At 60.4% G+C, this 21,871-nt stretch carries 16 protein-coding genes; 6 read left to right on the forward strand and 10 right to left on the reverse strand.

What is annotated here, in order from left to right:
• Positions 1 to 27 precede the first annotated feature (27 nt).
• From hisS to NQ492_RS15200, 7 genes are all read right to left on the reverse strand, one after another.
• Positions 28 to 1,374, reverse strand: coding sequence for a histidine--tRNA ligase (hisS, locus tag NQ492_RS15170; RefSeq protein WP_015546106.1), 1,347 nt, complete (start codon positions 1,372 to 1,374; stop codon positions 28 to 30).
• 52 nt (positions 1,375 to 1,426) lie between these two features.
• Complete coding sequence (gene ettA / locus NQ492_RS15175) at positions 1,427 to 3,103, reverse strand: energy-dependent translational throttle protein EttA (protein WP_015546107.1); 1,677 nt, start codon at positions 3,101 to 3,103, stop codon at positions 1,427 to 1,429.
• Positions 3,104 to 3,268: 165 nt separating this feature from the next.
• Positions 3,269 to 3,847: a rubrerythrin gene (gene rbr, locus NQ492_RS15180; protein ID WP_015546108.1), complete on the reverse strand. Its 579-nt coding sequence runs from the start codon at positions 3,845 to 3,847 to the stop codon at positions 3,269 to 3,271.
• A gap of 112 nt (positions 3,848 to 3,959) precedes the next feature.
• Positions 3,960 to 5,042: a CapA family protein gene (locus NQ492_RS15185; protein WP_229104321.1), complete on the reverse strand. Its 1,083-nt coding sequence runs from the start codon at positions 5,040 to 5,042 to the stop codon at positions 3,960 to 3,962.
• 1 nt (position 5,043) lies between these two features.
• Entirely contained in the window at positions 5,044 to 5,346 is a 303-nt protein-coding gene (locus tag NQ492_RS15190; protein ID WP_015546110.1) for a DUF4491 family protein, read from the reverse strand.
• A gap of 17 nt (positions 5,347 to 5,363) precedes the next feature.
• Positions 5,364 to 6,551 (reverse strand): mechanosensitive ion channel family protein, encoded by a 1,188-nt coding sequence (locus tag NQ492_RS15195; RefSeq protein ID WP_015546111.1) that lies wholly within the window; start codon positions 6,549 to 6,551, stop codon positions 5,364 to 5,366.
• A gap of 1,254 nt (positions 6,552 to 7,805) precedes the next feature.
• Positions 7,806 to 9,161, reverse strand: a complete 1,356-nt coding sequence (locus NQ492_RS15200; RefSeq protein WP_044053971.1) for a DcaP family trimeric outer membrane transporter — start codon at positions 9,159 to 9,161, stop codon at positions 7,806 to 7,808.
• Between the two features lie 144 nt (positions 9,162 to 9,305).
• Between NQ492_RS15200 and NQ492_RS15205 the strand changes: the two genes are divergently transcribed.
• From NQ492_RS15205 to NQ492_RS15230, 6 genes are all read left to right on the forward strand, one after another.
• The gene (locus NQ492_RS15205; protein ID WP_015546112.1) at positions 9,306 to 10,463 is read left to right on the forward strand and encodes a metallophosphoesterase; all 1,158 of its coding nucleotides are present in this window, start codon (positions 9,306 to 9,308) and stop codon (positions 10,461 to 10,463) included.
• Positions 10,454 to 11,533, forward strand: coding sequence for a dihydrofolate reductase family protein (locus tag NQ492_RS15210; protein ID WP_015546113.1), 1,080 nt, complete (start codon positions 10,454 to 10,456; stop codon positions 11,531 to 11,533). Before NQ492_RS15205 ends, NQ492_RS15210 begins: the two co-directional genes overlap by 10 nt.
• Positions 11,534 to 11,642: 109 nt before the next feature.
• Positions 11,643 to 13,118, forward strand: a complete 1,476-nt coding sequence (locus tag NQ492_RS15215) for a TolC family protein (RefSeq protein WP_015546114.1) — start codon at positions 11,643 to 11,645, stop codon at positions 13,116 to 13,118.
• A 79-nt stretch (positions 13,119 to 13,197) separates the two neighbouring features.
• Complete coding sequence (locus tag NQ492_RS15220) at positions 13,198 to 14,187, forward strand: HlyD family secretion protein (protein ID WP_015546115.1); 990 nt, start codon at positions 13,198 to 13,200, stop codon at positions 14,185 to 14,187.
• Positions 14,188 to 14,190: 3 nt separating this feature from the next.
• On the forward strand, positions 14,191 to 15,369 hold the full coding sequence (locus NQ492_RS15225; protein ID WP_015546116.1) for an ABC transporter permease: 1,179 nt from the start codon (positions 14,191 to 14,193) through the stop codon (positions 15,367 to 15,369).
• 1 nt (position 15,370) lies between these two features.
• Positions 15,371 to 16,606 carry an ABC transporter permease gene (locus NQ492_RS15230; protein ID WP_015546117.1) on the forward strand — a complete coding sequence of 412 codons (1,236 nt, stop codon included), beginning with the start codon at positions 15,371 to 15,373 and terminating at the stop codon, positions 16,604 to 16,606.
• A 70-nt stretch (positions 16,607 to 16,676) separates the two neighbouring features.
• On the opposite strand, the gene NQ492_RS15235 is transcribed toward NQ492_RS15230, so the two are convergent.
• The 3 genes from NQ492_RS15235 to NQ492_RS15245 form a co-directional block, all read right to left on the reverse strand.
• Positions 16,677 to 17,336 (reverse strand): hypothetical protein, encoded by a 660-nt coding sequence (locus tag NQ492_RS15235; protein WP_015546118.1) that lies wholly within the window; start codon positions 17,334 to 17,336, stop codon positions 16,677 to 16,679.
• Complete coding sequence (locus NQ492_RS15240; protein WP_015546119.1) at positions 17,333 to 18,634, reverse strand: C10 family peptidase; 1,302 nt, start codon at positions 18,632 to 18,634, stop codon at positions 17,333 to 17,335. Before NQ492_RS15240 ends, NQ492_RS15235 begins: the two co-directional genes overlap by 4 nt.
• 260 nt (positions 18,635 to 18,894) lie before the next feature.
• On the reverse strand, positions 18,895 to 21,864 hold the full coding sequence (locus NQ492_RS15245) for a TonB-dependent receptor (protein WP_015546120.1): 2,970 nt from the start codon (positions 21,862 to 21,864) through the stop codon (positions 18,895 to 18,897).
• Between the last annotated feature and the right edge of the window lie 7 nt (positions 21,865 to 21,871).

Below are 21,871 nucleotides of genomic sequence, written 5' to 3' on the forward strand. Positions count from 1 at the left end.
CGCAACCCTGCAATCCCGAATTCTCGATTATGAATTGCAGATTTCGGTTGCCAGCTTGTCTAACGAAACCTGCCGCTGTTCACCCGTGCGCATATCCTTTACGGTTGCGGCCCCGGCCTCCAGCTCCTGCGACCCCACGATCACCACATAGGGGATGCCGCGGCGGTTGGCGTACTCCATCTGCTTCTTCATCTTGCCCGCCTCGGGGTAGATTTCGGCGGCGATTTCACGCCCGCGCAGCTGACGCAGCAGCGGCAGCACGGCGGCCTCCTCCTCCGCGCCGAGGTTCACGAACAGCACGCGGGTCGAACTGTTGACCTCCTCGGGGAAGAGCGAAAGTCCCGTCATCACGTCGTAAATGCGGTCCGCACCGAACGAAATGCCCACGCCCGACATATTGGGCATACCGAAAATTCCCGTCAGGTCGTCGTAACGGCCGCCGCCGCAGATCGAGCCGATGGCGAAATCGAGGGCCTTGACCTCGAAGATCGCTCCGGTGTAGTAGTTCAAACCGCGTGCCAGCGAGAGGTCCAGCTCCACCGTGAGGCCGATGCCCAGCCGCCCGACATAGCCGAAGACGGTCTCCATCTCTTCGATGCCCTTCATGCCCGTCTCCGAAACAGCGAGCACTTCTTTCAGCTGGTTGAGCTTCTGTGCATTGTCGCCGCTCAACTCAAGTATCGGTTGAAGTTTGTCGACCGCCTCCCGATCCAGGCCGCGCTCCATCAGTTCGGCCTTCACGTTGTCCAGTCCGATCTTTTCCAGCTTGTCGATGGCGATGGTGATGTCCATCATCTTGTCGGCATGGCCGATGGCTTCGGCGATGCCGAACAGGATCTTGCGGTTGTTCATCTTCAGCGCCACGCGGATGCCGAGGGCCTTGAACACCCGTTCGACGATCTCGACCAATTCGACCTCGCACAGCAGCGAGCGCGTGCCGATCACGTCGACATCGCACTGGTAGAATTCGCGATAGCGGCCTTTCTGCGGCCGGTCGGCGCGCCACACGGGCTGAATCTGGTAGCGTTTGAAGGGAAACGTCAGTTCGCCCTGGTGCTGCACGACGTAACGCGCGAAAGGCACCGTAAGGTCGTAACGAAGTCCTTTTTCACAGATTTTCGACGCGCTGCGCACCTCCTCGTCCGACAGTCCGGCGGCGTAGTCGCCCGAATTGAGAATCTTGAACAGGAGCTTGTCGCCCTCGTCGCCGTACTTGCCCAGCAAGGTCGAGAGGTTCTCCATCGAGGGAGTTTCGAGCGGCGCGAACCCGTAGGCGCGGAACACCCGGCGGATCGTGTCGAAAATATACTGGCGGCGCATCATCTCCGCGGGGGAGAAGTCGCGCGTGCCCTTGGGAATCGAAGGTTTCTGCATGGCAAAAACAAATTTTAATTTTTCATTCCTAATTTTCAATTGATACAAAAAACTAATCCGCGATCAGTTTTTTGTACCTCACCCGGTGGGGCTGCGTGTCGCCGCCCTGGGCCTTCTTCCACGCCTCGTACTCCGAGTAGGAGCCTTCGTAGAAGACCACCTTCGAGTCGCCCTCGAACGAGAGGATGTGCGTGGCGATACGGTCGAGGAACCAGCGGTCGTGCGAAATGACCACGGCGCATCCGGCGAAATTTTCGAGACCTTCCTCCAGCGCCCGCAGCGTGTTGACGTCGATGTCGTTGGTCGGTTCGTCCAGCAGCAGCACGTTGCCCTCCTCCTTCAGGGCGAGGGCCAGGTGCAGGCGGTTGCGCTCGCCGCCCGAGAGCATGCCGCATTTCTTCTCCTGATCGGCGCCCGAGAAGTTGAAACGGGCGACATAGGCGCGGGCGTTGACCTGCCGGTTGCCCAGCGTCATCAGGTCCAGACCGCCCGAGATCACCTCGAAGACCGTCTTTTCGGGGTCGATCGACTTGTGCTGCTGGTCCACATAGGCCAGTTTCACCGTGGGACCCACGCGGAACGAGCCGCTCGTCGGAGTTTCGAGGCCCATGATCATGCGGAAGAGGGTGGTCTTGCCCGTGCCGTTCGCGCCGATCACGCCCACGATGCCCGCAGGGGGCAGCGAGAAATCCAGCCCCTCGTACAGCACGCGGTCGCCGAAGGCTTTCGAAACGTCGTGCGCCTCGATCACCACGTCGCCCAGACGCGGACCGTTGGGGATGAAGATTTCGAGCTTCTCCTCTTTCTGTTTCGTATCCTCGTTCATCATCTTGTCGTAGGCCGACAGACGGGCCTTCGACTTGGCGTGGCGGCCCGAGGGCGACATGCGCACCCACTCCAGCTCGCGTTCGAGGGTCTTGCGGCGCTTCGACTCCTGCTTCTCCTCCATGGCCATGCGCGTGGTCTTCTGGTCGAGCCAGCCCGAGTAGTTGCCCTTCCACGGAATGCCCTCGCCGCGGTCGAGTTCGAGAATCCACCCGGCGACGTTGTCCAGAAAATAACGGTCGTGGGTCACGGCGATCACCGTACCCTTGTATTGCTGGAGATGCTGTTCGAGCCAGTCGATCGACTCGGCGTCGAGGTGGTTCGTAGGCTCGTCGAGCAGCAGCACGTCGGGCTGCTGCAACAGCAGGCGGCACAGGGCCACGCGGCGGCGCTCACCGCCCGAAAGGTGTTTCACCGGCTCGTCGGGATCGGGACACCGCAGGGCGTCCATCGCGCGCTCCAGCACGCTGTCCAGCTCCCAGCCGTTGCACTGGTCGATCTTCTCGTACAGCTCGCCCTGACGTTCGATCAGCCTGGCCATCGTGTCGTCGTCCATCGGCTCGCACAGCTTTTGGTTGATCTCCTCGTACTCCTTCAGCAACGCCACGGTCGTCGCGCAGCCCTCCTCGACGACCTCGCGGACCGTCTTCGAGTCGTCGAGCCTGGGTTCCTGTTCGAGATAACCCACCGTATAGCCCGGCGAGAAGACCACTTCGCCGTCGAAGTTCTTGTCGATTCCGGCGATGATCTTCATCAGGGTCGACTTTCCCGAGCCGTTCAGGCCGATGATGCCGATTTTCGCGCCGTAGAAAAAGGAGAGGTAGATGTTGTTGAGCACCCGTTTCTGGTTGGTGAAGGTCTTGCTTACGCCGACCATCGAAAAGATGATTTTTTCGTCTGCCATATCTTGTGTTTGAATTGTCCGAAATAAGGATTCTTGCAAAGATACGGAGAAAATCCGGAATTTTAAGTCTCCGGGGGCCGAATATTTGCACGTCCGCACATGCAGCGGAAATAAAAAAGCCCCGTCTCCGAAGAGACGGGACTCGTATGCGGGCCGCAAGGCGGACTAATAGTTCTCCTTCTTCGGCTCGAAATAGGCCTGGGGATGCTTGCAGGCGGGGCACAGCAGCGGAGCCTGCTCGGCCTCGATGACGAAGCCGCAGTTGCGGCACTGCCACCAGATCTTGCCGTCGCGCTTGAAGAAGTTGCCGTCCGTGAGGCGGCTCAACAGCTTCAGGTAGCGGCGTTCGTGCTCGGCCTCCACCGTCGCGATCATCTTGAACGCCGTGGCGATCTCCGTGAATCCCTCCTCCTCGGCGACCTTGCCGAATTCGCGGTACAGCACGTCCCACTCCTCGTTCTCGCCCTTGGCGGCAGCCAGCAGGTTCTCGGCCGTCGTGCCGATGGGTCCGGTGGGGTAGCTGGCCGTGATCTCCACGTCGCCGCCCTCGAGGAACTTGAAGAAACGCTCGGCGTGCTCCTTCTCCTGCTCCGCGGTCTCGGCGAAAACGCCTGCGATCTGTTCGTAACCCTCCTTCTTGGCCTTGCTGGCGAAGAATACGTAGCGGCTGCGGGCCTGGCTCTCGCCGGCAAATGCCTTCAGCAGATTCTGTTCGGTACGCGTACCTTTGATGCTCTTTTCCATAATGTCGTATTGTTTAATGTGTGTGCATTCTTACTGTTACAAAGATAACGATTTCCGGAAACAATCTCCAAAAAAACGCCATCGTTTCTTCCTATGGAGCCATTCGGTTTACCTATAAGCCGTTTCCCGGCAGCGCGTCGAGGTCGGCGCGGAAAATCCCGTAGGCCGCGGGCAGCGTCATCGTGTCGGCGGCCTCGGGCGTCAGGATGCGGTAGCCCGGCACACTGACCCACACGGGCGTCGTTTCGAGCCGGTATGTCATCCGCCCCTCGGGATGCCGGACGGCCTCCACCGTGGCCACCAGACCGCCGTCGGTGTAGCGGCGGCGCTGGCCCGAGACGAGGTTGCCCAGCGAGTAGAGCACCACGTGCGACGAATCGGCCACCCAAGGCTGAATCACGTGCGGATGGCTCCCGACCACCACATCGGTTCCGTGACGGCGCAAAAACGCGGCCAAACTCCGCTGCGCGGCGTTCTCGCGCCGCTGGTATTCGTCGCCCCAATGGACGCACGCGACGATGAAATCGACCCCCGAGGCGCGTGCCGCCGCCAGGTCCGCGGCCATGCGCACCGTGTCGATCAGGTTCACCACCGTACCCTCGGGAACGGGCATGCCGTTGGTTCCGTAGGTGTAATTGACGATCGCCAGCCGTATGCCGCAATACGTGAGGTAAAGCGGGTTATTTTTCTTGTAATCAGCGCTGTCCGCGAACGCACCCGTGTGGCGTATTCCGCAGCGGTCCAGTTCCTCGACGCTCGTGCGGATGCCTTCGGCGCCGTTGTCGCAGCAGTGGTTGTTGGCCAGCACGGCGACATCCACGCCTGCGTCGCGCAGGGCGTCGGCCAGCGCCGCGGGCGACCGGAAAAGCGGATAGCCCGTATAGCGGCTGCGGCGCGTGAGGGTGGTTTCGAGGTTCACCACGGCCAGGTCGGCGGCCCTGATGCGGGGCGCGAGCGTCCGGAAAACGGGTTCGTAGTCGAAGCCGTCGCCGCGGCGCACGGCATCGACCTGCGGCATGTGCTGCATCACGTCGCCGCCGAAAAACAACCGCATCCGCCGGGGCGGCGGCACGGGCCCCGGTCCCGACCAGCCGGCCGGAGGCGGAGGCGCGACGGGCGCAGGGCCTCCCGCGGGCGTGCAGCACACGGCGGCAAAGGTCAGCGCCGTCAGCAGGCATATCCGGCGTGCGCGCATGCTATTTCCGCTTGGGGTTCTTCGGAAACCAGCCTTTGGCCACGCGCTCGCGCTGTTCGAACAGTTCGCCGATCGACCACAGCGACGAGGCGCCCCACACGGCCAGCAGCGTCGACCAGAGGATGTGCCGCACGGCGATCGAACCGGCGACGGCGGCAATTCCCATCACGAGGAACAGCCACCAGATTTTCACCCCGAAATAGTATTCGCCCTTGGTGACCATCGGGTGAAAGATGCCGATGATCAGAAAGGTGGCGATGCCGATGACGATTCCGGTGAGGTTGTATTGCGCTAAAAATTCCATGGTTTTTATCCGTTAAATCAAGATTCGGAGGATTGAGGATCGCGGTCGGAGGAGCGTTGGTAGGCCCGCAGGCCGAAGTCGGGAAGGACGGCGAACAGGTGGTCGAAAACAGCCCCCTGCACGGCCTCGTAGGCCACCCAGTCGGTCTCCCGGGTGAAGCAGTAGACCTCGACCGGGATGCCTTCCGGGGTGGGCTGGAGCATCCGGACCATCTGCATCAGGTCGGGGTGGATGCCCGGGTGACCCTTCAGGTAACGCGCGGCGTACTCCCGCAGGGCGTAGAGGTTGACGACGGGTTCCGCGTCGGGCGTCGTCCCGGCCAGCCCTTTTTCGCGGAGTGCTGCCAGCTCCGCGGCCGTGCAGTTGTGCACCGAACTGGCGTCGATCAGCAGCGACCGCTTGATGCGCCGTCCGCCGCTGTCCCACATGCCGCGCCAGTTCTGGAACGAATCGCTGACCAGCGCATAAGGCGGGATGGTGGTGATGGTCTTGTCGAAATTCTGCACCTTGACCGTCGTCAGCGTCACCTCCGTCACATAGCCGTCGGCGCCGTATTTGGCCATCGTGATCCAGTCCCCGGGGCGCAGCATGTCGTTGGCCGAGAGCTGCACGCCGGCGACCAGCCCCAGGATGCTGTCCCGGAAAATCAGCATGATGATGGCCGCCGAAGCGCCCAGTCCCGCGAGTACGGCCGTGGCGTCCTGCCCGATGAGGATGCTGACAATGAGAATCGCCCCGACGCATACCGCCAGCAGCTTGATCATCTGGTAAACGCCTTTCAGCGGACGGTTGCGCAGCGTCTCGTGGCGGCTGGAGATCTCGTAGAGCGTATCGAGGAACGCCGCGACGAGTTGCAGGACGGCGACGATCAGGTAGATCAGGCAGGCCTTGTGCAGCACGTTCAGCAAAACGGGCGTGTCGTAGAAAGCCACCCGGAGCAGGACGTACCAGATCAGAGGCGGAATCAGGCGCGCCGCGCGGTGCATCACCTTGTCGCTGAAAAGGTGGTCGTCCCACACGGCTTTCGTCCGGGCGCTGATTTTTTGCAGAAGCGGAACGACCAGGCGGCGGAACAGAACCGCCGCCGCATAGGCGACGACGAGTATGCCCAGGATAATGACTGCCTTGACAGCCAGATTGACATACGTTTCGCTCCATCCGGCTTCGGTCAGCCAGCGGGCTATCGCGTGGTTCGTCTCTTCCATATGTTTACGATGTCGATTGGTCCGATGACAAAGATACGAAAAAGTCGGAGCGTTGCAAAACCGAACCGCATGCGATTCGGCAAAACCTCCCGACCTCCTGAAAGTGTCGTTACGACACCAAAGGTACGAAAAAGTCGGACCGTTGCAAATCCGAACCGCATGCGATTCGGCAAAACCCCGGAAGGTAAAAAAGGACCGGCGGTTACATACTCCATGAAGAATCAAAAAGCAGTGACGCAACGTTCAGCCGCCGGTCCGTATGGCCGGGCCGGCGCTTTCGAAAAAGAAAGGCGCAGGCCCCAAGATACCCATACTCACGTGAAGGTCTGCAACAACCCATGCCGAATACAGATACGAGGAACCCACGCCCGTAACGCGCAGTTTCGATAACAAGCAAGTCAGAACCTCTCGTTGCGGGCCGTGGGCCGACAACTCGCGGAGCATCCTTGCACCTTCGCCTCGACATTTGAAAGTTGCAGTTTTCACGTGAAGCAAAGCAAACAATCCGCACGCAGGCGAATCGTCAAGACAAAGGTAGCAAAAAAAAACGTTCCGTGCAACAGTCGGGCCGTTTATTTTGGCGGAACGGCTTCGTTTGCGGATGCCGACGGCAAAAGGCAGAATTGCGGTTTTCCCACGCGGGGTACTTTGTACTTTTTGGCCGCAAAAAGTACCAAAAACTCCCCGGCGGATGCCTTCGCCTACTTCGTCCCGTCTAACGTTCGAAACGGGCGCCTATTCGCGGGGACGCACGCGCCCCTGCCCCGTTTCTTATCACTTTTAGCCGGGCCTTCGTTTGACGGCTCCGGCATCGAGCCGGGATCTTTCGCCGCCTGTGGCGGCGTGAGAAGAGGCGCAACGGCTGGATCGGAAACGCAGAATCCTGCCATCGCCGCGGAACGCGGCGCGAAGTAGTCCGCATTATCGCTTGCAGCGGAAAAAGAACGGCACGAAGGCGGAGCGTTAAAAAACGGGGCCGGTTTGCTCGCAAACCCGCGAAGGCGCCCGTTTTAGCGTAGCCGAGCGCCGTTCCCGCGAAAGCGACATGCGGATGGTTTTGGTGCTACCTTTTGCCATCAAAAGGTCTACACCCCGCGGGCGAAGGCCGCGGTTAACCGCCGACCGAAAAGCGGCATAATCCCGGATCGTCGGAATGGGACCGGGCGAACGAAACCGCACGTCAGGGTCCGCAAAAAAGGCGGCTCCCGAAGAAGCCGCCCGAAAATACTCAATACTATTTAATATACGGTGTCGTCAGAAACTGTATTGCAGCATCACGTTCACGCGGTTGGCGTGTCCCTTGTCGTTCGACATGTCCTTGCGCGAACCGTAGAGGTACTCGCCGGCCACCTTGCAGCGCGGGGTGATCGAATAGAAAATGTTGCCGAAGATATACTGGCCCTGCTTGTACTGGTCGTCGGAGTAGAAACCGTGGCTGCGCTGCACGCGGACGGTCGAATAGCCTCCCGAGATGAACAGACGCGGGGTCAGGTTGATCTGGGCCGCGGCCTGCCATCCCCACATGGGCATGGTCTGAATCTGGTCGGCGTTCTCCGGATTGGGCGTGAAGTCGAGCCCCGAGCCGGTCAGGTCCTGGATATACGGGGTGACGCCCTTGCCGTAGACGCCGTTCATAAAGAGCCGCAGGGGCTGCGCCACCTTGATCGTGCCGCTGAACTGCACGCCCCATCCCAGCAGCGAGGTGTTGTTGCCCGTGCGGAGGTTGTGGAGGTACATGTTGCGCACGACGCCCGAAGCCCGGATGTGACTGTCGCGGTTGGCGCCCCAGGCATACTGGAAGTAGGCCGGGAAATCGGGAACGCGCTGTTTCAGCGTCGCGAAATTGTCGTTGTAGGTGCCGCTGACCGAGGGCATCTCGGCCGCAACGCCGAACTTGAGGTGGTTGTCGGCGAAGGCGTATTCGTAGCGGATCATCGTGGCGAAGTTGAAGTTATAGGCGTTGGGACCCTGGAAGTCGATGGTCGTCGGGGCTGCCGAAAGGTCGCAGAAGGTCGTCACGTCGCGACCCAGCGTAAAGCCCAGGAACGACACGTAGGCTGAACGCAGGCGGGGCGTGTAGCTGCCCTCGGCGCCTCCGCGGAAGTCGGCGTCCATGAACACGACCACGCGGCCCAGCGCACGGGTGTTGGTGATGGCCTTCATAAACAGACGCGAGGTCGAAGCGTCCATCATCAGCTTCTGCCTGGTATCGTAACTGCCGTGAACGGGAATGTCGTAGGTCACGAAGTCGATGTTGTCGACGATGCCGTCGAAGTCATACCCGGCGCGGAGGCTGACGAAACCGCCCAGCGAGAAGGAGAAACGGTTGTTCTTCGTGGCGAAGACGAACTGCGGTTTCTCGACCTGCTGGAAGCCCGGACGGTGGGTCTCGATGTAGTCCTGCGTGGCGTTGTCCATGGCCATGCGGTTGAGCGCCGCCGCCTGCTGCATCGCATAAGGCCCGTAGTTGTAGATGGTGTCCACCTCCTGCACCGAGATCAGGTAGACCGTAGGCGAATATTCGCCGCGCATGGCCTTGCGTTCGTAACGTTGCGCCGACGCGGAACCTGCAAGCAGCAGAGCCACGATTAAAAGTCGAAATGTTTTCATAAGCCGAATGAATTTGGTTTTATTAATGTTCTTGCTCGTTCTCAAAGAGTTGTAACTCATCGGACAAATCAGCAAGTTGTATGCCAAAGAAAACCGCGGGAAAAGCAATTTTTCGTATCTTTGCCGAATATAAATAAAAGGTATATGCTCTTTTTTCTGACGTCGATACTCTCCCTGACGGCCATCGCCGCCGATTTCATCCATTTCCGCCGTCGCCGCCGCCGGAAGCAGCCCGTGCGCCGCGCACTCGTGGCGTGGGTCGCCGCGACCGACGCTCTGCCGATTCTCTCGTCGCTCATAGGCGCCTTGAGCCGCGACAACGGTCCGGAGCTGATGTACCTCTATATGTGGCTGTTCTGGGCGTGGATCGTCACTGTTCCGCCGCGTCTGGCGTTCTATGCGTTCAACTTCGTGAACCTGCGCCGCACGGGCTACGTCGCGGCCTGCGCGTTCGTGCTGTTCGCCCTCTGGGGCACGACCCGGGGACGCACCTCCATCCGCGTCAACCGGGTGGAGATCTGCTCCGACCGCATTCCCGAGGCCTTCGACGGCTTCCGGTTCGTGCAGATCACCGACATGCACGTCGGGACCCTCGTCCGTCCCGAACGCGAACTGACGCGGCTGGCCGACAGCGTGAACGCGCAGCGCCCCGAGGCGGTGTTCTTCACGGGCGATCTGGTGAACATCCGCGCCGGAGAGCTGGACGAACGCACCACGGCGCTCCTGCGGCGGATCGCAGGCCCGGTCTGGTCGGTCACGGGCAACCACGACGTGGGAACCTACATCAAGGATTCGCTGCGTTTCCCGGCGGCCGGGGAGGCCCGCGAAGTGGTCGCGCGCCAGCGGGCGATGGGGTGGACCGTCCTGGAGGACACGACCGTCTACCTGCGACGCGGTGCGGACAGCATCTCGCTCACGGGGTTGTCGTTCGACCCCGCGCTGCGCGAACGCCGCCACGACCGCGACCTGCCGGGAACGGCCATTCCCAAGGCTTACGCCGGAGTTCCGGATTCGCTCTACAACATCGCCCTCGTACATATCCCGCAGCTCTGGGAACAGATCGTCGAGGCCGGCTACGGCGATCTGACGCTCTCGGGGCACGTGCATTCGATGCAGCTGAAAATCAGGCCCTGGGGTCGCGGATGGTCGCCCGCGAAATGGATCTACAAACACTGGAGCGGACGCTACGACACGGGCCGCCACACACTTTATGTCAACGACGGCACGGGATATGTTGCATATCCCATGCGGCTGGGCGCATGGCCCGAAGTCACCCTGTTTACCTTGAAACGATGCAGATAACACTATCTTTCGCCACGACGGCCGACGGCTACCTGGACGACAACAGTCCCCGGCGGCTGATGATCTCGACGCCCGAAGACTGGGAGGCGGTCCTGCGCCTTCGGGCCTCGCACGACGCGATCCTCGCGGGAGCCGAAACGCTGCGGCGCGACGATCCCGCCCTGCTCCTGCGCGATGCCGCGGCGCGGGAACTGCGCCGTGCCCGGGGCATGCGGCCCGACCTGACGAAAGTCACCCTCACACACTCGGGACGGCTCTCGCCGTCGATGCGCTTCTTCACGGAGGGCGACGCAGACCGCTACGTGTTTTCAGAAAAGGAACTTCCGGAATTGAAAGGCGTTGCAGAGGTTATTTCAAGCGACGGTTCAATTACGGCTTCAGCGATCGTCACCGAACTCGAAAAGCGCGGCGTGGAGCGTCTGCTGGTCGAGGGGGGAGCCTCCGTCCTGCGCATGTTCCTCGCCGAAGGGATGGCCGACACGGTGCGCCGGGCGGTCAATCCGCAGCTGACGCTGGGACCGGAGCGGGGCGGCGCGCAGTTCCGGTTCGAGGTCCCGGAGGGGGCCGCATGCCGGCGGGAGAATCTGGGCGGCATGGAGGTTGCGACCTGCACGCTTCGTCCCGACACCCGGGACGAAGACCTCCGCTACCTGACGCAGGCCGTGGCCGAAGGGCTGCGGTGCGTGCCCAGCCGGACCTCCTATTGCGTCGGGGCCGTGGTGGCGCTTCCCGACGGGAGGAGCTTCACGGGCTACACCCACGAGACTTCGCCCACGCACCATGCCGAGCAGGAGGCGATCCGCAAGGCGCTCGACGCGGGCGCCGAATTGCGCGGGGCGGCGATCTACTCCTCGATGGAGCCGTGCTCGCAGCGGAAGAGCGAGCCGGAGAGCTGCACGCAGCTGATCCTGCGCCACGGATTCGCGCGCGTGGTCTTTGCGCTGTACGAACCCGACCGGTTCGTCCGCTGCCGCGGGGCGCAGACGCTGCGCGAAGCGGGTGTCGACGTGCGGGTTTATCCCGAACTGGCCGAAGGCGTGCGCCGGGCCAACGCCCACCTCGGAAGGTGAAACGGGCGTGATTTGTGTCCATAAGGGCCTAAAAATGTCCTAAACGCCCTCCGGGCTGAAGAAGATATTGCAAGAAAATCTATCTTTGTCGAATAAACGCATGAATACTATGAAAATAGCTGTCAAGATCGCCTTCATGGCGGCGGCGACGATCCCGGCGGCGGCGTCCGCGCAGGAGGCCGGGCGGATGCTCTCGCTCGACGAGGCGGTCGCCGTCACCCTCACGGAGAACCCTGCGCTGAAAGCCGCGGCCTACGAGGAGCGCGCCGCACAGCAGCAGCGCCGCGCGGCCATCGGTCTCCGCATGCCCCAGATCAACGTCACGGGCGCATACGCCTACATGGCCAAGGACATCGGATTCGACTTCAACGACCTGAAAGGCCCGGTCAAAGAGGGCGTGGCGGGCGGACTGACGGCGCTCGTGCAGAACGGACTGATCCCCGCCGACAAGATTCCGACGCTCCAGGGGCTTCTGAACCCGATGATGGATGCCGACTGGTTCCTCAAGGTGCAGGATCAGAGCCTCGGATTCGTGGGAGGCGAGGTGACCGTCCCGATCTGGATGGGCGGCAAGATCAACGCCGCGAACCGCGCCGCGCGGATCAACGAGAAGACGGCCGTCGCGCAAGGCAACCAGACCCGCAACGCGCTGATCTCGGAACTCGTGGAGCGTTATTTCGGACTGGCCCTCGCCACGCAGGTCGTCGCCGTGCGTCAGCAGGTGGTGGACGGCGTGCGCAGGCATCTCGAAGACGCCCGGGCGCTCGAACGCAACGGCATGATCGCCCAGACCGAACGCCTCTACGTGGAGTTCAAGATGGCCGAGGCCGAACGGGAGCTGGCAAACGCCAAATTGCAGGCCGAGACCATCGCCAGCGCGCTGTCGAACACCCTGGGGCGCGAGAGCGACTGGCGTCCGGTGACGGCGATGTTCCTGCTCGCGAAGGTCGAGGATCTGGCCTATTATCAGGACCTCGCGCAGGCGCGCAACCCGCTGCTCAGCCAGGTGTCGCTCAAGCGCGAACTGGCCCAGGAGGGCGTGCGCGCCCAGCGTGCCGATTTCCTGCCGCAGGTGGCGGCCATCGGCGGCGGTTCGTTCTACAACTACCAGGTGGCGGGACTCGTGCCGCGCTGGGCCGTGGGCGTGGGGGTCAACATCAAGATTTTCGACGGTCTCAACCGCGAATACAAGTACTCGGCCGCCAAACAGACCGTGCGCCGCGTGGGCGAGTTGCAGAACAAGGCCGGAAAGGACATCGCAGTGCTGGTGGAGAAACTCTACAACCAGATGATGAACTACCGCAACCAGATGACCTCGATCGACGCGTCGCTGAAATTCGCCGAGGAGTATCTCCGGATGAAGAACGCCGCGTTCCTCGAAGGGATGAGTTCCTCGTCGGACCTGATCGACGCCGAGCTGAACCTCGCGGGAGTGCGCACCGAGCGGCTGCAAGCGGCCTACAACTACGACCTGCTGCTGGCCCGGCTGCTCGAGGCCGCGGGCATCAGCGACGAATATCCGTCCTACGCGCGCCGCAACGACGCGCAGGCGGTTCTCTTCGACGGCTCAAGAAGCGGAAATTAGATCGGGAAAGGGCGGGCTTCACGTTACGGCCCGTCGCCGGCCCCCGCAAACAATACGAAATAGATAACAAGCAAACGATATGAAACGAAGCAACGTAATCGGAATTCTGGCGGCCGCAGCGGTCATCGTCCTCTCGGTCGTACTGATCAGCTGGTACCTCACCAAACGGACCCCGACGCTGATTCAGGGCACGGTGGAGTGCACCACCTACAAAGCCTCGTCGAAGGTTCCGGGCCGCATCGACGACATGAAAGTGGCCCAGGGCGACCGCGTGGAGAAGGGACAGCTCCTTTACACGCTCTCGACGCCCGAACTGGAGGCCAAGCTCCGGCAGGCCGAGGCCGTGAAGAGCGCCGCCGCCGCGCTGGACGCCATGGCGCTGGCCGGCGCCCGCGTGCAGCAGATCGAGGCCGCGATGAACATGTGGCAGAAGGCGCAGGCCGGGCTGGAACTGGCCCGCAAGACCTACGAGCGCGTGCAGAACCTCTACAACGACGGAGTGGTTCCGGCGCAGAAGCTCGACGAGGCCACGGCCAACTACAAGGCCATGGAGGCCACGGCGCTGGCCGCCAAGGCGCAGTACGACATGGCGACGGACGGCGCCCGCAAGGAGGACAAGGAGGCCGCCGCGGCCCGCGTCCGCCAGGCCGAAGGGGCTGTCAGCGAGGTGGAGTCGTACATCAGCGACGCGATGGTCTATTCGCCCGTCACGGGCGAGATCTCGACGATCATCGCCGAGGAGGGCGAACTGGTCGGCAGCGGCTATCCGGTGGTGGCCATCCTCGACATGAGCGACCTGTGGGTGACCTTCAACGTGAAGGAGACGCTGCTTCCGGGCCTTCGGATCGGGACCCGCATGAACGGCTACGTCCCGGCGCTGGACAGCGACGTGGAGTTCGAGGTGACCTACATCTCCCCGCAGGCCGATTTCGCAACGTGGTCGGCGACCCGCACGCAGGGCGGGTTCGACATCCGCACCTTCGCCATCAAGGCCAAGGCCGTCACCGAGGCCGCGAACATGCGCCCGGGCATGAGCGTGCTCGTCGACTGGGACCAAATCGGAAAGTAAGCGATGCCCGGATTCCTGCACAACACCTGCGCCGTGATGCGCCGCGAGACGGGCCGGATAACCCGTCAGCCGATGTATTTCGTGCTGATGATCGTCCTGCCCGTGGTGTCGTTCGCGTTTTTCGCCCTGCTGTTCAACCAGGGCGCAATCCGCAACATCCCGATCGCCGTCCTGGACCAGGACAACACGACGCTTTCGCGCAAGGCCGTGCAGATGATCGACGACACCCCGACGGCGATGGTGGCCTACGGCATTCAGGGCATGGACGAGGGCGAGCGGCTGATGCGCGAAGGGCGGATCATGGCCATCGTGCAGATTCCGGCCTTCTTCGAGAAGAACATTTTGAGCAACAGCCAGACCCACCTCGAAAACTACGTCTCGGGAACGAACATCACGGTCAACGGACTGCTGTCGAAGGACATCCAGACCGCCGTGACGACCTTCACGGCCGGCATTCAGCTCCAGGTGCTTATGAAGCAGGGGCTTACGCAGCGGCAGGCCATGGCGCAGCTGATGCCCGTGCGTTTCGACAAGCACGTGCTCTTCAATCCGCACATCAATTACGGATACTACCTCTCGCCGAGTTTCATGCCCATGATGCTGATGATCTTCGTGGTGATGGTGACCGTTTTCGCCATCGGCACCGAACTCAAGCACGCCACGGCCCGCGAATGGCTCGGCACGGGAAACGGTTCGGTCGCGGCGGCGCTCGCGGGCAAGGTGCTGCCCATCACGGCGGTGATGTTCCTGATCTCGCTGGTGATGCTGGTGATCAACTTCAAAATCGTGGGAACGCCGCTGAACGGCAGTCTCGCGGTGATTCTCGTCGGCACGCTGCTCTTCATTTTGAGCTACCAGTCGATCTCGGTGCTGATCGTCTCGCTGCTGGCCAACCTGCGCCTGTCGCTCTCGATCGGCGGCGGATATTCGGTGCTGGCCTTCACCTTCTCGGGACTGACGTTCCCGATCATGGCCATGTGGGAGCCGATGCAGTGGGTGAGCAAGATCTTCCCGTTCACCTTCTACACCGATATTTTCGTCGACCAGATGCTCCGCGGCACGCCGTGGGTCTACTCGCTGCCCGACCTCTGCTACATGTCGCTGTTCATCGTTTTACCGCTCCTGTGCCTGCCGCGCCTGAAAAGGGTCTGCACGGAGGAAAAATTCTGGGGGAGATTGTGATATGAGCCGATTTACGAAACAAATAGCCTCTTACTGGAAACAGCTCGGATCGGTCGTCCGCAACGAGTTCCGGACGATCTTCAAGGACGGTGGCGTGATGCTGATTCTGATTTTCGCCCTGATCATCTACGCCACGGCCTACTCGCTGGCCTACGGATCGCAGGTGCTCCGCAACGTGCCGATCGGCGTGGTGGACGAATGCCGCACGCCGACCAGCCGCAGTCTGATCGACACCTTCAACGCCGGGCCGAACACCTATGTGGCCTACAATCCGACCTCGATGGAAGAGGCCAAAGAGCTGTTCTACGGCCGCAAAATCTACGGCGTGGTCTACATTCCGTCGGACTACGGGGAGAAACTCTACGGCGGCGAGCAGGCCAACGTGGCGATCTACGCCGACGCCAGCTACTTCCTGATGTACCGCCAGGTTTTCCAGGAGGTCGTGACCTCGATCGGCAAGACGGGGGCGATGGTCGAATTCCAGCGCCTGATCGCCAAGGGGGCCAACATCCCGCAGGCGCAGGCCACCACCCAGCCCGTGATCTACCAGTCGCACAACCTGTTCAACCCCTATCTGGGCTACGGCACGTTCGTCATGCCGGCGATCATCATGGTCATCATCCAGCAGACGATGCTGATCGGCATCGGCATGATCGGCGGCACGTGGCGCGAATTCGGACTTTACCGCAAACTCTGCCCCGCAGGGCGGCGGCGGATGTCGACGCTGCCCATCGTCCTGGGACGCGGACTGGTCTACGCGCTGATCTACGCCGTGACCTGCACCTATATCCTCGGCCTGCACTACCGGCTGTTCCACTTCCCGATGAACGGCGCGACGGGAGTCGTCATGCTCTTCATGGCGGCATATCTGGCGGCCTGCATCGCCATGGGCATCGCCGTATCGACGCTGTTCCGCTACCGCGAAAACTCGCTGCTGCTGTTGCTGTGGACCTCGATCCCGGTGCTGATGCTCAGCGGCGTGTCGTACCCGCGCCAGGGCATTCCCGACTGGCTGTTCAACCTCGGACAGCTGTTCCCGAGCAGCCACGGCGTCAACGGCTTCATCCGTATCCAGACCATGGGGGCCTCGATCCCCGAGGTTTTCGCCGAAATCAAGTGGCTCATCATCCTCACGGTCGTTTACGGCGGACTGGCCTGCATCGGCATTCACCAGGTGATCGGCCGCGAACAACGGGAACATCCCGCCCGGAAGGAAAACGGGGACGAAGGGCGCTAACGGCTCCGTACACACGCAAAAAGAGACGCCGGATTTTGGTCCGGCGTCTCTTTTGTGAGTAAACGGCAGTCTAAAATTTATCGGGATTTTCCTCCTTATACTGCTCGTAGGAGATATACGACAGGTATCTATCCACCGTCGCCTTGTCGGTGGCGATATGCCCGACAACCCGGCAGTAATCCTCGTAAACGCCCTTCGAAGTCTGTCCACCCATGTATGCAAAGGGTTGCCGGCCTTTCATCACGAATACGCCGTCCTTATAATAGAGCAGTTCGAGCGTCGTCCGGGCGGCATACTGATCATAGTTGGCGGTCTTCGCACTCTCTTCGATCCCGGGATTATAAAGGGCCAATGTATTCTTCATTTCACCGCTGACACTCCATTGATCGCCTTCCGAATATACCGTCGGGCCGGGAATATGCATAAGCGTAAAGAATGTACGGCATATACCAGTGGGAAGAAGCATCATATGGTTGATCAAAGTTCCTCCATCGTAACCGCTTCCGTCAGACACCTTCCCATCTGTATAGGTCATATCACAAGCATCAACCACCCAAACTCCACGCTGTGCATCCGTTACAAATGCGTTCATATCGACCTTGCCGTCGTAACCGATCATCAGTTCCCGGATTTTTGCCTCCGTCGGTGTTCGCGGAACAATCTCGGGATCACCTTCGCATGCCGACAGCATCGCCGATGACAGGACTAAAATTGTTATCAACTTTTTCATAAGAAATCTTGATTTAAATTACTATCAATACGGGGTAAACGGATCGATGTTATCATCTGCAATCCATTGAAGATATATCCATTGCCAGAAGCGACCCCATCTCCAGGAGCAAAATAGCCATCACAACTGCCATTCCAGCCCCAATTATAATGGACCAGATTGGTTGTCTGAACGGTAGAATTTGTCAGTATATAGTCGTAATATAGGGTTAATCCGTTGTCGATCAATATTTCTTCGTAATATTCCGTACCGATACGCGAATAGATATATCCATCGGCAATCCAAGCGTGGCCTCCTTCTGAAATATCATTCGCCCTTACATAAACGGGGTGTGTTTCGTCCAAATTGGTTCTAATTGAAGCTATCTCATAGCTTGCAAGGCCCGAAGCGCAACTATAGCCAAAAGATATCAAACAATCGGGTGCCATATACGAAAAAGCGCTACTTCCTGTCTCCATATCATTCTCATCTATTGGATGGTATGTCATTTCTACCCGTTGTCCGATTTCCCGCATCAGTGCGGGTACTTGGTATACGTATGGATAACTTATTATCGAAGTCCAGTTCAAAGCGATCGTCTCTCCCGCATGCGGAGCATCGGTGTAGGTCGTCGTGAAAGAAGACGGGAAACGGTAATAGGCCATAATCTGTGCAATGGCTGTCGCCACGCAGCCGGAATACCCATTGCTGCAATAGTCTCCGTAGGGAGATCTTTGCCCCCACCTGACCGGAATAAGCGGGTCGCAGGAGCGGGATTCATTGACCTCCACCGTCTTGAATTTAGGCGTAGTGCGTATCGTGTCGAACTTCGGCGGCTTTATCACGGCCAGACTTTGCGCCATGGCGTCCATATAGAAATCGAAATTCTCCACGCCGGTCGGTTCGCCGTAGGTGTAGTTTCCCTTTTCGGCGACAGCCAGCACAGGATCGACGGCGCGGTTGGCGGCAATGACCGAAAATCCGTCGTTGTTCTCAAAATTGAAAACATACATCAAAGTGTCGCTCCCGGCGCCGCTGCGCGTGGACGGGGTAGTGACGCATTGGCCGCGTTCGCTGCGGATCGAACGGGCTGTGGCCGAGCGGGTCTGGCCCCGGTCGACAAGGGCGATGCTCTTCCAGGCAAGGGAAAGGGCCTCCTCATAACTGCGCGTCGGCAAGAGCACGGTAGGCCGAGCGGGCTGTTCCGGTGCGACGGCGGATGATTCGTCGTCGATTTTCGCACACGAAACGACACAGATCAAAGCAAGGGCAACCAATACGGAGGTCCTTGCCTGTTTCATTGTACTTGTTTTCTCCATGGCATCATCATTTAATCAGTTAGCACATATGTTGTTCGCCCAGAGCGATTTGGCGGAAAACAACCGCAAAAGGCCATCATGCGGAGATACAGTCACATACAAATATCGCCAAAATTTTCAGTATATACAAATATCTTACTTGAAATTTTAAAATCAAACATGTTATTTATAAAAAAATCATTTCCGCTGGCGGAAGCTGAAAAAAAGCAGGTTGACGAAGATCGCTCTCGTCAACCTGCTCAATCCGGCCCGGGACCGGTTTACCGCGGTCCGTGGAACATCCCCGGAGGAGGTCCGCCCGGCCCGCCGGGTCCCATGCGGCGGGAACCGGAGGAGGACTCGACACCGTCGTAATCCTTTATATTGCGCGAACCCTTCTTGCCGAAACGGCGCAGGTTGTAGTTGAACTGCACCATATAGTAGCGGCCGATGACGCTGTTGGTCGAGTTCTGCGTGTAGCCCGAACCCGTCGAGCGCGAGAAGGCCTGGTTCTGGTTGAAGAGGTCGTTGACGCCGACCATCACTTCGCCGCGCTTGTTCCTGAAGACCTTCTTGCCCAGCCAGACGTTGCACAGGAGGTAATCCTCCGAGTAATCGTTCGTGAAGCCGATATACTGCGAGTAGGCCGCGCTCGCCGTGAAGGTGAAGCCCAGCGGGAAGACCACCTTCAGGTTGCCCTGCGCCGTGTGGTTGAAATAGCGGTTCTTCGACTTGTCCGCGTTCAGCGAGTTGGTGGCCTCGTTGTAGGTGCCGTTCCACGAGAGGGTGAAGTCGACGTTCTCCGAAATGTTGCTGCCCAGCACGGCCCGGAAGTCGTATCCCATATTCTTGGTGTCGTTGCGCTCGCCGCCCGAAATCATACCTGTCGCCGCGTCCACCGTGCCGCCCAGCATGCTGGGGGTCTTGGTGTAGATGACGCCCGCCATGACGTTGAAATTCGATTTGAGGAACCCGATCGGCAGGCCGTAGCTCAAGTGCGTCCGCAACTGCCAGTAACCGTCGAGATTCTCGGTCGTCGAGTAGAAATTGGGCGAATAGGCCTGTCCGTCGATGGTGATGTCACCGGGTCTTTGCACCAGATGCTGGGCCGTGTAATCCAGCGTCGTGTTCATCGAGAACATCCACATGAAGGTCCGGCCCTTTTCGACGTTGGAGTTGGTGTAGTGGAAATTCACCCGGTGCGAGTAGGTCGGCTTCAGGTTCGGATTACCGTGGCTGATGTTCTGGGCGTCCGATACGTCGTAAACGCTTTGCAGGTCGGTGATCGACGGGCTGTCGGTGTAGGACGAGACGAAGAGCCGCAGCGAGTTCTCGCGGTTGATGTTCAGCTGGCCCATCATAAAATAGGTCACGTTGTTGTAGGCGTGCTTGATCTTCTCGGCATCGTCGCGCACGATCTGTCCGTCGAGGGCCGAACGCTGGTAGTAGACGTTGGCGATGAACGTGTTGCGCTCTTTCGAAAAACGGAATCCGGGCCCCACGCTCTGCGTCAGGTAGCCGCTCTCGTAGGAGTTCGACAGCAGGGGATTAAGCACGCCGCCCGTGAAGGTGTCGTCGTCGGTAACGAACGATCGCTTGTCGCGCTCCTGCGAATTGTAGGAAATCCGGTACTGGAGGCTCACCTGCGCGTATTTGGCCACCGGCTCGGTGTAGGTGAAACTGCCGCGCAGGCTGTACGACGACGAGGGGGCCTCGGAGCGCAGGTAGCGCAGGTCGGTGTAGTCAGCGGGATCCCATGCGAGGGGATCGTCGCCTGCGCCGGGACGAACGTCCGAAATGGGCTTGACGTTCGACCACGAGTTCGAATTGTTCGTGTTGTCCGAGTAGCTGAACGATCCGTCGAGGGTGATCGTGCGGCCGTTCTTGCCCAGCTTGGCCCGGTAGACGGCGCTCGTCCCGACGTTGTAGCCGTGGCGCAGGGCGTCGCTGAAGTTGTCCGTGCGGCTGTAACCGCTGCCGCCGTCGGCGGGTGCGCCGTACTGCCATCCGGTCGTGCGGCTCCACGGATCGTTGGACTGGTAGCTGAAACGCGGGCGGATCATCAGGTTCTGGTTCTCGGAGATCTTCCACTCCAGACGGGCGTTGAACCGGTGGTTGTAGCCCTTCGTGTCGGAATAGCCGTTGGTCGACAGCGTATCGGGGATCATCGGGGCCTCGTACCATTTCTCCACCGTCGAACGGTTCTCGGTATTGGTGTTGTTGAAGAAATAGCTGCCCTGGAACGTCACCTGATTGCGCTTGCCCCACGTATCGGAGTAGTTGACGCCGATGGCGTTGACCGACGCCACGCCGCTCTGCGGGCGCACCATGTAATTGCCCATGCCGCCGCGACGTCCGCCACCGCCGCCCGAGACGCCCAGAATGTCCTCGAACGAGAAATTCTGCTGGTTGACGTTGTTGAACAGGCCGATGAATGAAATACGGCTGTCGCCGCTGAACACGTTGGCATTGCCGCCGGCGATGTATTTGAACTTGTCTTCGGTCTCGGTGTCGGCGTCGTAGCCGAATCCGGCGTAGAGCTTGCCGAACTGGCCCTGCCGCATGCCCGGACGGGTGACGATATTGAGCGCCTTGTAGCCCTCGCCGTCGTCCATGCCCGAAAATTCGGCCGCGTCGGAGAGTTTGTTGTAGACCTCCACGCGGTCGACGGCCTCGGCCGGAAGCGACTTGATGGCCGTGGTGACATCCTCGCCGAAGAACTCCTTGCCGTCGACGAAGACCTTCTTGACCGTCTCGCCCTGCGCCTCGACCGTGCCGTCGGTGACGGTGATGCCGGGCATCTTCTTCAGCAGCCCTTCGACATCGGCGTCGGCCACGACCTTGAACGCTCCGGCATTGTAGCTCACCGTGTCGCCCTTCTGCGAGGTGCGCAGCGCCTTGGCCTCCTTGACGACCGTTTCGATCTGCACGCCCGGCTTGAGTTTCAGCAGTCCGAGGCTGACCTTCGAAGCCGAGACCCGGAAGGTCGTGTCGAGGTTGTTGTAGCCCAGAAAAGCCACCGAAAGCGAATATTCGCCGTAGGCGAGCGACGGAATAGACACCGCGCCCTTGAAGGCCGAGGTGAAATACTGTTTCTTCTCCGGGGTTTTCACAGGCGTGAGCGTCAGCACCGCTCCGACGACGCTCTCCCCGGTGTCGGCGTCGACGACCGTGGCTGTGACGCCGCCCCTCTGGGCGAATGCCGCGGCGGCGAAAAGCGTCAGCAGGGTAGTCAGTAGTGTTCGTTTCATATCTTCT

Origin of the sequence: Alistipes shahii WAL 8301, assembly GCF_025145845.1 — a bacterium.
Classification (GTDB): Bacteria; Bacteroidota; Bacteroidia; order Bacteroidales; family Rikenellaceae; genus Alistipes; species Alistipes shahii.

Excerpts from the sequence above, each read along its gene's own strand:
- hisS (WP_015546106.1), bottom strand. The coding sequence starts at position 1,374 with ATGCAGAAACCTTCGATTCCCAAGGGCACGCGCGACTTCTCCCCCGCG.
- ettA (WP_015546107.1), bottom strand. The coding sequence starts at position 3,103 with ATGGCAGACGAAAAAATCATCTTTTCGATGGTCGGCGTAAGCAAGACC.
- rbr (WP_015546108.1), bottom strand. The coding sequence starts at position 3,847 with ATGGAAAAGAGCATCAAAGGTACGCGTACCGAACAGAATCTGCTGAAG.
- NQ492_RS15185 (WP_229104321.1), bottom strand. The coding sequence starts at position 5,042 with ATGCGCGCACGCCGGATATGCCTGCTGACGGCGCTGACCTTTGCCGCC.
- NQ492_RS15190 (WP_015546110.1), bottom strand. The coding sequence starts at position 5,346 with ATGGAATTTTTAGCGCAATACAACCTCACCGGAATCGTCATCGGCATC.
- NQ492_RS15195 (WP_015546111.1), bottom strand. The coding sequence starts at position 6,551 with ATGGAAGAGACGAACCACGCGATAGCCCGCTGGCTGACCGAAGCCGGA.
- NQ492_RS15200 (WP_044053971.1), bottom strand. The coding sequence starts at position 9,161 with ATGAAAACATTTCGACTTTTAATCGTGGCTCTGCTGCTTGCAGGTTCC.
- NQ492_RS15205 (WP_015546112.1), top strand. The coding sequence starts at position 9,306 with ATGCTCTTTTTTCTGACGTCGATACTCTCCCTGACGGCCATCGCCGCC.
- NQ492_RS15210 (WP_015546113.1), top strand. The coding sequence starts at position 10,454 with ATGCAGATAACACTATCTTTCGCCACGACGGCCGACGGCTACCTGGAC.
- NQ492_RS15215 (WP_015546114.1), top strand. The coding sequence starts at position 11,643 with ATGAAAATAGCTGTCAAGATCGCCTTCATGGCGGCGGCGACGATCCCG.
- NQ492_RS15220 (WP_015546115.1), top strand. The coding sequence starts at position 13,198 with ATGAAACGAAGCAACGTAATCGGAATTCTGGCGGCCGCAGCGGTCATC.
- NQ492_RS15225 (WP_015546116.1), top strand. The coding sequence starts at position 14,191 with ATGCCCGGATTCCTGCACAACACCTGCGCCGTGATGCGCCGCGAGACG.
- NQ492_RS15230 (WP_015546117.1), top strand. The coding sequence starts at position 15,371 with ATGAGCCGATTTACGAAACAAATAGCCTCTTACTGGAAACAGCTCGGA.
- NQ492_RS15235 (WP_015546118.1), bottom strand. The coding sequence starts at position 17,336 with ATGAAAAAGTTGATAACAATTTTAGTCCTGTCATCGGCGATGCTGTCG.
- NQ492_RS15240 (WP_015546119.1), bottom strand. The coding sequence starts at position 18,634 with ATGGAGAAAACAAGTACAATGAAACAGGCAAGGACCTCCGTATTGGTT.
- NQ492_RS15245 (WP_015546120.1), bottom strand. The coding sequence starts at position 21,864 with ATGAAACGAACACTACTGACTACCCTGCTGACGCTTTTCGCCGCCGCG.